Source organism: Pseudomonas sp. fls2-241-TYG-175, from assembly GCF_030209155.1.
Lineage (GTDB): Bacteria > Pseudomonadota > Gammaproteobacteria > Pseudomonadales > Pseudomonadaceae > Aquipseudomonas > Aquipseudomonas viridiflava.
The window spans coordinates 1-12217 of the sequence record NZ_JARVSO010000038.1 but is presented as its reverse complement, the minus strand read 5'-3'; the positions used below and the strand labels follow the sequence as shown (position 1 = coordinate 12217).

General features: G+C 60.1%; 6 protein-coding genes. 4 read left to right on the top strand and 2 right to left on the bottom strand.

Annotated elements, in window-relative coordinates; all coding sequences use genetic code 11:
* Positions 1-23: 23 nt before the first annotated feature.
* Both QRN20_RS22235 and QRN20_RS22230 read right to left on the bottom strand, forming a co-directional pair.
* A complete protein-coding gene (locus QRN20_RS22235) occupies positions 24-2879 on the bottom strand; it encodes a DUF2339 domain-containing protein (RefSeq protein WP_058432382.1) in 2856 nt (951 codons plus the stop codon).
* 231 nt (positions 2880-3110) lie between these two features.
* Positions 3111-5561, bottom strand: a complete 2451-nt coding sequence (locus tag QRN20_RS22230; protein WP_004882701.1) for a glycogen/starch/alpha-glucan phosphorylase — start codon at positions 5559-5561, stop codon at positions 3111-3113.
* Between the two features lie 281 nt (positions 5562-5842).
* On the opposite strand from QRN20_RS22230, the gene pip reads away from it, so the two are divergent.
* The 4 genes from pip (at position 5843) to mdoH (ending at position 12046) form a co-directional block, all read left to right on the top strand.
* Entirely contained in the window at positions 5843-6814 is a 972-nt protein-coding gene (gene pip / locus QRN20_RS22225) for a prolyl aminopeptidase (protein WP_058432383.1), read from the top strand.
* 39 nt (positions 6815-6853) lie between these two features.
* Positions 6854-7291, top strand: coding sequence for a D-aminoacyl-tRNA deacylase (gene dtd, locus QRN20_RS22220; RefSeq protein ID WP_025993906.1), 438 nt, complete (start codon positions 6854-6856; stop codon positions 7289-7291).
* A 257-nt stretch (positions 7292-7548) separates the two neighbouring features.
* Positions 7549-9471, top strand: coding sequence for a glucan biosynthesis protein G (locus QRN20_RS22215; protein ID WP_285361211.1), 1923 nt, complete (start codon positions 7549-7551; stop codon positions 9469-9471).
* A complete protein-coding gene (gene mdoH, locus QRN20_RS22210; RefSeq protein ID WP_004882697.1) occupies positions 9464-12046 on the top strand; it encodes a glucans biosynthesis glucosyltransferase MdoH in 2583 nt (860 codons plus the stop codon). Before QRN20_RS22215 ends, mdoH begins: the two co-directional genes overlap by 8 nt.
* Positions 12047-12217: the final 171 nt, after the last annotated feature.

The following is a 12217-nucleotide window of genomic DNA, read 5'->3' as shown; positions in this document are numbered from 1 at the left end:
TGAACGACTCAAGAACGGTTTCCTCATGGGCTGTTCGGCTCAGCGGTTGGAGCCGTGCCGGGCTCCCCGTCAGTCTGGGTAACGGGAGGTTTCGGCGGTAATGGTGCGAAATATCCCACCACCAGTAGCAGAATGCCAACTCCTATGAACGAGACAATACGTTCCATGCCCCCGCGATTGCCCAGTTCGATGAAGAACAGTTTGATCACCACCACGCCGATCAACGCTGCGCCGCCCAGCCAGATCTGTCGATGGGCGCGCATGTGCCCGCCGATCATCAGCGCCAGTGCCATCAACGTCCAGACGATCGACAGCCCGGCCTGAACGCGCATCGATTCGAGCAGATATTCGGTGTCCCAGGGCACGTCAGCCCAGTGATGCGCAGTGCGCATGACCATTGCCGTGACCAGCGCAAAGAGTGAAGCGCCGGCTATCAGCAGGGGAATATTGCGCGAGCGCGTGTCATCCAGGCCCATCTTCGGCAAGTAATTGCGCGTCCACAGGAAGACGCCGGTCAGCGAGAACAGCAGACCGATTTCCAGCGGGTTGAGCAGTGGGATGTACGGCAGGGGATCTGCTGCACCGTCGCTGAAGATATTGGCCAGCCAGAACCATGCGAGCATCAATACGGCGAGGGGAGCGGCGGCGCTGACCCGGTAGGCCTGAGGGTAGGCGGACACAGGCCACGGCCATTGGCGCTGCGACGTCATTGCCCACAGGTACAGGCTCGGCACAACGGCCCAACCCAGCCAGCGCCATGCGTTGTACTGCTCGGACAATTGCATCAGCCCGAAGCGCAGCTCCAGGGCCAGTACGGCGATGATCAGCCAGCAGCCAACGACATGTGCAAGGCGAATCGCAAGGCTCGGGGCCAGTTCGGCGAGACGACGTAGCGAAAGCAAATGCACCGCGAATACCGCCAGCCAGGCGATCCAGCCGCCATCCTGCGCCGGATGATACTGACTGCTCAGCGAGGTCAGCAGCACAAGGGTGCAAAGCGGAGTCAGTGTGGCGCACAACGTCGCCAGATCGGACCAGCGTAGCCGCAATGCCAGCACGGTCCAGAGCGCGGCACTGGCCGCCGCCGCCATCAGCAGCGCAGAGGTCTGCAGCAAGACAGGCACGAACAGCTGGACGACGTTGATGACTGAAAACATCCACCACGCCGCAGCCCAGACCATCAACAACGCTCTGGCCAATTCCTGATCCATCAGCGTCAACGTCTGGTAGCGATGGATGCACCAGGCGCTGACAAAGGCGGCAATCGCCAGAATCATCGCGGTCCAGTAATCACCGTGGAGCAACAGCGATGTGTCCGACAGATCCAGGTTGCTCAGCAGGGTGATGCCGGCAGCCAATTGCAGGAACAGACCAAACGCACTCGCCAATACCCGATGTTGGCGCATGCCCAGCCAGAAGATGGCTGCGCCTTCCACGGCCCAGGCGCAGGTGGTCCATTGCGAACCCAGCCCCAGCGGGATCGCCAGTGTCGTGAACACCACGCCCAGCGCCAGGCAGGTTTCCATTAGCATCCTGGTTCTTTCCGAGCCGCGCGCTGCCAGCACCCGCGCCAGTCCCATGTAAATCACACCCAGCGCCAGCGCACTGAATGCAGCGCCCAGTTCGAAGTGTTCGACCAGCGCATATTGCAGGCCGAACCCGACGATAGGCGTCCCGAACAGCAACGTGCCGTCGACATAATCACCCTGACGCGCCGACCAGCGCAGCAAGGCGTTGCGGCTGTCTTCCTGTGGGCCGCCTGCCTGCTCCTGAAGCTTGCGCCGCGCAAACAGCAGGCCGATGGCCAGGTACATCAGGAAAAACAGGATCAGGAATGGTTCGGTGCTCCAGAACAGCTCCGGTGTGTAGGCCTTGATACCCCACGCAAAGCCGATGCCGAACGTGCCGAAAAAACCGATCAGGTTCAGCACGCGCCAGGCCCGGAACCAGGCGATGGCGAAGATACCGGCGTTGAGCAAGGCGAAGTAGCTGAAGAGCGACACATGGCTGCCTTGCCCGGTCGAGGCGAGCAGCGGCGCGGCAAACCCGCCCAGTGCGCCTGCGCAGGCCAGCGCCAGCGAATTCTGGGTCAGGGCCAGCACGGCCGAGAACGCTGTGATCGCTACCAATAGCCCGAAGCCCAGGGTCGGGTCGAGCAGCGTGTGCAGTTTCATCGCGGCGAATACTGTCAGGTACAGCACACCGATGCCCGCGCCCTGAAGCATCAAGGCGTAAGGGGCGTTGCGAAGGCGCAGCCACCAGCCGAGCCCCAACAATGCCAGCGCACTGGCGGCCACACCTGCATAGCGCGCCTCGATGGGTACGACCATGCCTTCGGTGGCGTAGCGCAACAGAAAAGCCAGCCCCAGAAACAGCACGACGATGCCGACCCGCAAAACCGTATTGCCACCCATCAGCCAGCCCATGGCGCCGGATAGAGTCTTTTCGATGAAGTTGGGTGAAGACGGTGTGGTCGATGCCTGCCTGGTCGTGGCCGTTGCAGCTGGGGCAGCGGTCGGCGCTACAGGTGCTTGTTCAGCAGGCAGGTCCCAGATCAGCTCGGGGCCGGTGGTCTGCGCTGCGATGATGACCGAGTCGGCGGGCAACGGAGCGGTCTGCTGCGCTTTGGCGGCGGGTTGCGGGCTTGGAACGGGCGGGTATTCGAGAAGCGTCAGACGCTGTTGGAGGGATTCGACGGTTTTCCGGGTAGCGAGTAACTCCAGAGACTGCTCGGCCGAGCGTTTGTCCAGCAGATACAGGCGAACACCCGCCCATAGCCCCCAGCCCATGACTGCACCGATGAGCATGCCTTCCCACTCGTCGTAACTGACCGAGTACCCGAGCACTGCACCGCCCACTACCAGACAAATCCAAAGCACGCGACGACATCCTTTTCGATGTGTGAAGGTTTATCGGTGCGCAGTATAGGGGAGAGAGGGACTCAGCGCGCTCCTGACGTGGAGCGGTACATTCAGTCGAAATGGAGCGTCTGAAAGCCAGTCTTCGTGGACAAGTCCACTCCTACAGGTCGAAAGCCGGTTTCTGCCAGTAGGAGCGGACTTGTCCGCGAAAGGGGCGGTGCATCAGATTACGGATGTGCCCCCCTTGTTTCAGTCCAGTGCTTTCCAGATTTCGCCCGCGTACTCGCGAATGGTCCGGTCCGAGGAGAACCAGCCCATGCGTGCCGTGTTGAGCACTGCCGAACGCCACCATTCCTTGGAGTCGTGCCAGCGTTCCTCGACCTTGGCCTGGGCGGCCCAGTACGAGTCGAAGTCGGCGCAGACCAGGAAACGGTCATAGGCCAGCAGTTGATCGACCAGACCTGCATAGCGGTTCGGATCATCCGGCGAGAACACCCCGCCACGAATCGCCTGCAACACATCGTTCAAACGACCGGACGCGGCAACATCGCCATGTGCGCTGAAGTCGCCTGCCTGCTTGCGGGCTTCGACTTCCTGCGAGGTCATGCCGAAGATGAACATGTTTTCCAGACCGATCTGCTCGCTCATTTCCACGTTGGCACCGTCCAGCGTGCCGATGGTCAGTGCGCCGTTGAGGCCGAACTTCATATTGCTGGTGCCCGAGGCTTCAAGGCCTGCAGTGGAGATCTGCTCCGACAGGTCGGCTGCCGGAATGATGCTCTCGGCCAGGCTGACGTTGTAGTTGGGCATGAACACCACTTTGAGCAGGCCGCGTACGGTCGGGTCGTTGTTGACAGTGCGGGCGATGTCGTTGGTGAGCTTGATGATCAGCTTGGCCGAGTGATAGCTGGCTGCTGCCTTGCCTGCGAAGATCTTGACCCGAGGCACCCAGTCCGTGCCCGGCTCTGCACGAATCGCCTGATACAGGGCGACGGTGTGGAACAGGTTCAGCAGCTGACGCTTGTATTCGTGGATCCGCTTGACCTGCACGTCGAACATCGCCGCCGGGTTGACTGCGATGCCGAGGCGTTCATGAATGATCGCCGCCAGCGCACGTTTGCTGTGCAGGCGTTGATCGGCCATCTGCTTGCGGAAGGATGACTTCTCGGCGAACGGCTCCAGCTCCTTCAAACGGGTTTCTGCGTTGTCCAGCACGTCCGGGCCGAGCGCTTCGACCAGCATTTCGGTCAGCTTCGGGTTGGCCTGGAACAGCCAGCGGCGGAAGGTGATGCCGTTGGTCTTGTTGTTGATCCGTTCCGGATACAGCTTGTGCAGTTCGGCAAATACGGTTTTGCGCATCAACTGAGTGTGCAATGCCGAAACGCCGTTGACGCTGTGGGAACCGAGGAATGCCAGGTTGCCCATGCGCACGCGACGGCCATTGTCTTCTTCGATAAGCGACACCGCGCGCAGCACTTCGAAATCGTGGATGCCCTTGGCGCGCAGCGTGTCGATGTGTTGCGCGTTGATCAGGTAGATGATCTGCATGTGGCGCGGCAGCATCCGCTCCATCAGGCCGACCGACCAGGTTTCCAGCGCTTCAGGCAGCAGGGTGTGGTTGGTGTAGCCCAGGGTGCCGACGGTGATTTTCCAGGCGGTGTCCCACGGAATGTTGTGGTTGTCGATCAACTGACGCATCAGCTCGGCCACCGCGATGGACGGGTGTGTGTCGTTCATCTGGATCGCCGCATGCTCCGGCAGATCAGTCAGCGTAGCGTGCATGTTCAGGTGACGACGCAGCAAGTCCTGCAGGGAAGCCGAAACGAAGAAGTATTCCTGGCGCAGGCGCAGTTCCTGACCGGCTTCAGTCGCGTCGTTCGGATACAGCACACGGGAAATACTTTCAGCGCGCACGACTTCCGCCACGGCACCAAAGTGGTCACCGGCGTTGAAGCGTTCCAGGTGCAGATCTTCCACCGCACGGGCGCGCCACAGGCGCAGGGTGTTCACGCTTGCACCACGCCAGCCGACTACCGGCGTGTCGTAGGCAATGGCGCGGACGGTTTCGCCCGGGCGCCAGACCTGACGCGTCTCACCGGCTTCGTTGGTGAAGGTTTCGACGCTGCCGCCGAAGCCGATCGAGTACACCACTTCCGGACGTTCGAATTCCCACGGGTTGCCGAAGTCCAGCCAGTTCTCGGTCTGCTCCTGCTGCCAGCCGTCGACCACTGCCTGACGGAACAGGCCGTGTTCGTAGCGAATGCCGTAGCCATGACCCGCAATGCCCAGAGTCGACATGCTTTCCATGAAGCAGGCCGCCAGACGACCCAGGCCGCCGTTACCCAGCGCGGCATCGGGTTCGAGCAGGCGAATGCGCTCGATGTCCACGCCCAGTTCGGTCATGGCTTCGCGAGCGATTTCCAGCAGGCCCAGGTTACTCAGGCTGTCGTACAGCAATCTGCCGATCAGAAATTCCAGCGACAGGTAATAGACCCGTTTCTGAACCTTGCGATAAATCTGTCGCGTGTGGTCCATCCAGTGCTCGACCATGTGGTCACGAGCAGCCAGGGCAACAGCTTCGAACCAGTCATGCTCAAACGCATGGTCGGGGTCCTTGCCCACTGAGTAAGTGAGTTTGGCGAGCACTGCGGCGCGGAAAGCAGCCACATCAGCGTCACGAACGAGTGGTTCCTGAGACATCGGTACGACCTCAAGTAGTCTGACGGATTGAAAGATGGGGTTATTAGACTGTAGGCGTGTCGTCAGTTATTTCCTGAAAATGAAAGAAATAATTGAAGACAGAGCTCTCGCTTCGACCCAGCGCGCCTGCGCAGGTTCGCGAACTTTGCAAATTGGCAAAACGCTTGCATTGATCGTTCCACTCGCAACGATGATGTGCAGCATGCTCATTCCTCGTTTCGGGTTTATGATGCCCAACGGCAGAATAATAGAAGCCTCTGAATCGGACTCATGGAGCACATATGCAGACTTTGTACCCGCAGATCAAACCTTACGCCCGGCACGATCTGGCCGTGGAACAGCCGCATGTGCTTTACGTCGATGAAAGCGGGTCGCCCGAAGGCCTTCCCGTGGTCTTTATCCATGGTGGACCGGGTTCGGGTTGCGATGCACAGAGCCGTCGTTACTTCGATCCGAACCTGTACCGCATCATTACTTTCGATCAGCGCGGCTGCGGTCGCTCCACGCCTCACGCCAGCATCGAAAACAATACCACCTGGCATTTGGTTGAAGATCTCGAACGAATCCGTGAACACCTAGGCATCGAAAAGTGGGTGCTGTTCGGCGGCTCGTGGGGTTCGACGTTGTCGCTCGCTTACGCCCAGACTCACCCGGACCGCGTTCATGCGCTGATCCTGCGCGGAATTTTTCTGGCGCGCCAGCAGGATATCGACTGGTTTTATCAGGCGGGCGCCAGCCGCCTGTTCCCCGATTACTGGCAGGACTATGTCGCACCGATTCCGCTGGATGAGCGGGACAACCTGCTGGCGGCTTTCCACAAGCGCCTCACCGGCCCGGACCAGATCGCCCAGATGCATGCCGCCAAGGCCTGGTCAACCTGGGAAGGTCGTGCGGCCACCCTGCGTCCCAATCCCCAGGTAGTCGACCGGTTCTCCGAGCCGCAACGCGCCCTGTCGATTGCGCGTATCGAGTGTCACTACTTCATGAACAATGCCTTCCTGGAAACCAACCAGTTGATTCGCGACATGCCGAAGATCGCCCATCTGCCGGGCATCATTGTTCATGGTCGTTACGATGTCATCTGCACACTGGACAATGCCTGGGAGCTGCATCAGGCGTGGCCCAACAGCGAGCTGCAGGTGATTCGTGATGCAGGCCACGCGGCGTCGGAGCCGGGCATCACCGATGCGCTGGTACGGGCCGCCGCACAGGTCGCGCGTCGTCTGCTTGACCTGCCACCTGAAGAAGCCTGATACCGTCGCGTCCTTGTCGCAGGTCTGAAAAGAGTCTCTATGAAAGCTTTATTGCAGCGCGTGCAGGGTGCACGCGTGGAAGTGGGTGGCGAGGTGGTTGGCGCAATCGATCAGGGCATTCTGGTGCTGGTCGGTGTGGAGCCTCAAGACACTCGGGCCAGTGCCGATAAGTTGCTGCACAAGTTGCTCAACTATCGAGTGTTCAGTGATGCCGAGGGCAAGATGAATCTTTCCCTGCGTGAAGTGGGCGGCGGATTGCTGCTGGTTTCGCAATTCACGCTGGCGGCCGATACCAAAAGCGGCATGCGTCCAAGCTTCTCGAAAGCGGCGCCGCCTGCGCTGGGTGCCGAGTTGTACGACTATCTATTGAGTCAGGCCAGGATCGCGCATTCAACGGTTGCGGCGGGCCAGTTTGGTGCGGACATGCAAGTGCATCTGGTCAATGATGGCCCTGTGACTTTCCTGCTTGAAACCTGAGCTAATATTCCGTTGTCTTCTCCCGGATTCATAAGTCCGGGGGGAATAAAATTCTTTGTCATACCTGATGCGTTGTGACGCGTGCTACTGGATAATCGCGCGCAACGGAGATCAGCGGTGGTTGGTCCATCTGGCATGACAAAAGCGGTTCTGACACCAGGTTGGGGAATCATTAGGCCCAATTGGAGTCGGAACAATGCTCGCCAACCCGGCATCGATAGCTGGCCGTTGGTTTCTTCATCTGTTTTCGGCGAGGGTTGCTCGTGATTGTTAGTCCCTGTAATGCTCCAAAGAAATCTGTCAAGCGCCTGCGCAGTGCGCTCCTGGCAAGTTCGGCGCTGGTCTGCCTGTTCAGTGCGGGTCAGTTGTGGGCTTTCAGCCTGGATGATGTAGCGGCCAGAGCCAAAGAAATGGCCGGGCAGAAATTCGAAGCGCCGAGAAGCAATCTGCCCAACGAGTTGCGCGACATGAAGTTCGCGGACTACCAGAAAATCCGGTTCCGTGATGACAAGGCCGAGTGGGCGGGCGACAAGACGCCGTTCAAAGTGTCCTTCTATCATCAGGGCATGCATTTCGACACGCCGGTCAAGATCAACGAAGTCACCGCCACGTCCGTTGACGAAATCAAGTACGACCCCAGTCGTTTCGATTTCGGCGACCTGAAGATCGATCCGAAATCCACCGAAAAACTGGGTTATGCCGGTTTCCGTGTGCTGTACCCGATCAACAAGGATGACAAACAGGACGAGATCATGACCATGCTGGGCGCGAGCTACTTTCGCGTGATCGGCAAGGGCCAGGTCTACGGCCTGTCCGCTCGTGGCATGGCCATCGACACTGCATCGCCGTCGGGCGAAGAGTTTCCGCGCTTCAAGGAATTCTGGATCGAGAAGCCAGGCCCGGATGACAACCATCTGGTGATCTTCGCACTGCTCGATTCGCCGCGTGCCACCGGTGCCTATCAGTTGACCCTGCGTCCTGGTACCAACACGCTGGTCGACGTGAAGTCGCGCATGTTCCTGCGTGACAACGTCAACAAGCTGGGCGTTGCGCCATTGACCAGCATGTTCCTGTTCGGTGCCAACCAGCCTTCGCGTGTGCCTAACTACCGTCGCGAGCTTCACGATTCGAGCGGTCTGTCGATTCAGGCAGCCAACGGTGAGTGGCTGTGGCGTCCGCTGAACAACCCTAAACACCTGTCCATCAGCAGCTTCTCGGTCGAGAACCCGCGTGGTTTCGGTCTGTTGCAGCGTGGCCGTGACTTCAGCCAGTACGAAGACCTCGACGACCGCTACGACAAGCGCCCAAGCGCCTGGATCGAGCCGAAAGGTGACTGGGGCAAAGGTACGGTCGAGCTGGTCGAAATTCCGACTGCCGACGAAACCAACGACAACATCGTTGCCTACTGGAAGCCTGAGACCCTGGCCAAGCCGGGCGGGCCGATGGACTTCAACTACCGCATCCACTGGACCATGCAGGAAAACTCGATTCACTCCCCGGATCTGGGTTGGGTCAAGCAGACTCAGCGCTCCATCGGTGACGTGCGTCAGTCCAACCTGATTCGTCAGCCGGATGGCAGCCTCGCATTCCTGGTCGATTTTGTCGGTCCGGTGCTGGCTGCACTGCCTGAAGACAAGACCATTCGCAGCCAGGTGACCACCGACGACAACGTCGAGCTGGTCGAAAACAACCTGCGCTACAACCCGGTCACCAAAGGCTATCGCCTGACCCTGCGGGTGAAGGTCAAGGACTCCGGCAAGCCGACTGAAATGCGCGCTTACCTGCTGCGCGAGATTCCGGCCGAACCGGGCAAGGAGCCTGCACTGCTGGTTGCCGACAAGGCAGAAGACAAGAAAGTCGCTGCCAAGGAAGCGGCTGCCAAGGAAGCCGCCAAACCTGCGGCAACCAAGGACACGGACCAGGTAGAAATTGCCAAGGCCGATGCGCCGAAGGTCGAAGCTGCCAAGCCTGAAGCTGCGAAAGGTGAGGCATCCAAGCCTGACGCTGCCAAAGGTGACGTCGCCAAAACCGACGCCGCCAAGGCTGACGTAGCCAAGGACAAGGACGGTAAAGAAATCCAGCAGCCTGAAACCGAGGCCGCGCCCACCCATCCGGAACCGGCCAAGACGTTGCAAGTCATGACCGAGACCTGGAGCTATCAGTTGCCGAGCGATGAGTAATTCTCTACCGGTGCCAGTGTCTCTGAACGAGTACCTGGCGCATTTACCGATGAGCGACGAGCAGCGGGCCGAACTGGCCGGCTGCAAATCCTTCGCCGAGTTGCACGAACGCCTTTCGGCGCAGCCATTCACCGACACTGCCGAGGCCGCACAGGCTTCGGTAGGCCGTCGCCTGACGCTGTCCACAGCCGACGAATTGCAGGACGCCGAGATGCTCGGTGTCGATGCAAGCGGTCGCCTGTGCCTGAAGGCCACTCCACCAATCCGTCGCACCAAGGTCGTTCCCGAGCCGTGGCGCACCAACATTCTGGTGCGCGGCTGGCGTCGGCTGACCGGCAAGACCAATCCGCCGAAGCCTGAGCACGACGATCTGCCACGCGACCTGCCCAAGTCGCGCTGGCGCACGGTCGGCTCGATCCGTCGTTATATCCTGCTGGTTCTCATGCTGGGTCAGACGATCGTGGCTGGCTGGTACATGAAAGGCATCCTGCCGTATCAGGGCTGGTCGCTGGTTTCGCTGGACGAAATCACGCGCCAGACCTTCGTGCAGACTGCGTTGCAGGTCATGCCTTACGCCTTGCAGACCAGCATCCTGTTGCTGTTCGGGATTCTGTTCTGCTGGGTATCGGCGGGTTTCTGGACCGCGCTGATGGGCTTCCTGGAATTGCTGACTGGTCGCGACAAGTACCGCATCTCCGGTGCCAGCGCAGGTAACGAGCCGATTGAAGTCGGCGCGCGTACTGCTCTGGTCATGCCGATCTGCAACGAAGACGTGCCTCGCGTGTTCGCCGGTCTGCGTGCGACCTTCGAGTCGGTGGCGGCCACGGGTGACCTGGATCGCTTCGACTTCTTCGTCCTCAGCGATACCAACGACACCGATATCGCCGTTGCCGAGCAGCAGGCCTGGCTTGACGTGTGCCGTGAAGCCGGTGGTTTCGGCAAGATTTTCTATCGTCGTCGTCGCCGTCGCGTCAAACGCAAAAGCGGCAACCTCGATGACTTCTGCCGTCGCTGGGGTGGTGAATACCGCTACATGGTCGTGCTCGACGCCGACAGCGTCATGAGCGGCGAGTGTCTGACCAGTCTGGTTCGCCTGATGGAAGCCACGCCGGACGCCGGTATCATCCAGACCGCGCCACGTGCCTCGGGCATGGACACGCTGTATGCGCGCATGCAGCAGTTCGCCACACGTGTCTATGGTCCGCTGTTCACTGCCGGTCTGCACTTCTGGCAGCTGGGTGAATCCCACTACTGGGGTCACAACGCGATCATCCGCATGAAGCCTTTTATCGAGCACTGCGCACTGGCGCCGTTGCCGGGTAAGGGGGCCTTCGCCGGTGCGATCCTGTCTCACGACTTCGTCGAAGCTGCGCTTATGCGCCGTGCCGGCTGGGGCGTCTGGATTGCCTACGATCTGCCGGGCAGCTACGAAGAGTTGCCACCCAACCTGCTCGACGAACTCAAGCGTGACCGCCGCTGGTGCCACGGCAACCTGATGAACTTCAGGCTGTTCCTGGTCAAGGGCATGCACCCGGTTCACCGTGCGGTGTTCCTGACAGGCGTGATGTCTTACCTGTCGGCGCCGTTGTGGTTCTTCTTCCTGGTGCTGTCCACTGCCTTGCTGGCCGTGAACACGCTGATGGAGCCGACCTACTTCCTTGAACCGCGTCAGCTGTATCCGCTGTGGCCACAATGGCACCCGGAAAAAGCCGTTGCGCTGTTCTCGACCACCATCGTCCTGTTGTTCCTGCCCAAACTGCTCAGCGTCATTCTGATCTGGGCCAAGGGCGCGAAGGGCTATGGCGGCAAGTTCAAGGTCACCATCTCGATGCTGTTGGAAATGCTGTTCTCGGTGCTGCTGGCGCCGGTTCGCATGCTGTTCCACACCCGCTTCGTACTGGCCGCTTTCCTGGGCTGGGCAGCGACCTGGAACTCCCCACAGCGCGACGATGACTCCACGCCATGGATCGAAGCGGTCAAACGTCACGGTCCTCAGACGCTGCTGGGCGCTTGCTGGGCCGCTCTGGTGTTCTCGCTGAACCCGAGCTTCCTCTGGTGGCTGGCACCGATTGTGGTGTCGTTGATGCTGTCGATTCCGGTGTCGGTGATTTCCAGCCGTACCGGTCTGGGTCTCAAGGCGCGCGACGAGAAGTTCTTCCTGATCCCGGAAGAGTTCGAGCCGCCGCAGGAACTGATCTCTACCGATCAGTACACCCACGAGAACCGTTGGCATGCGCTGAAGGAAGGCTTTATTCGCGCCGTGGTTGATCCACAGCAGAATGCCTTGGCCTGTGCACTGGCAACGTCGCGTCACAAGCAGGCCAGGCCGATCGAAGTGGTCCGTATGGAGCGCGTCGAGCATGCACTGAAGGTTGGTCCGGACAAGCTTGGCAATCATGAGCGCCTGATGTTGCTGAGCGATCCGGTTGCCCTGGGGCGTCTGCATGAGCTGGTCTGGAGTGGTGGCCATGAAGAATGGCTGGCAGCGTGGAGAGCTTCCATTGCAGCTGACCCTCATGCGCCGTTGCTGCCATTGCAGCCACTGAAACCTGAGGTACAGCCGGTTCTGGCCTGATCGCCACCCGGTTTGAAAAAGCCCCTGAAGTGCTGCTTCAGGGGCTTTTTTATGCGCCCGGCTCACGACCGCGCAAGTGACGCGGAGCGTCACAGGCTGGATACCCACGCGGATCACTCTGCGTTATACACAAGTCGCGATAAGCGTTTGGAGCGGGCACGGTTACGACCG

What these genes read in the sequence shown, in the direction of transcription:
- QRN20_RS22230 (WP_004882701.1), bottom strand. Translation starts at nt 5,561, where the DNA reads ATGTCTCAGGAACCACTCGTTCGTGACGCTGATGTGGCTGCTTTCCGC.
- pip (WP_058432383.1), top strand. Translation starts at nt 5,843, where the DNA reads ATGCAGACTTTGTACCCGCAGATCAAACCTTACGCCCGGCACGATCTG.
- dtd (WP_025993906.1), top strand. Translation starts at nt 6,854, where the DNA reads ATGAAAGCTTTATTGCAGCGCGTGCAGGGTGCACGCGTGGAAGTGGGT.
- mdoH (WP_004882697.1), top strand. Translation starts at nt 9,464, where the DNA reads ATGAGTAATTCTCTACCGGTGCCAGTGTCTCTGAACGAGTACCTGGCG.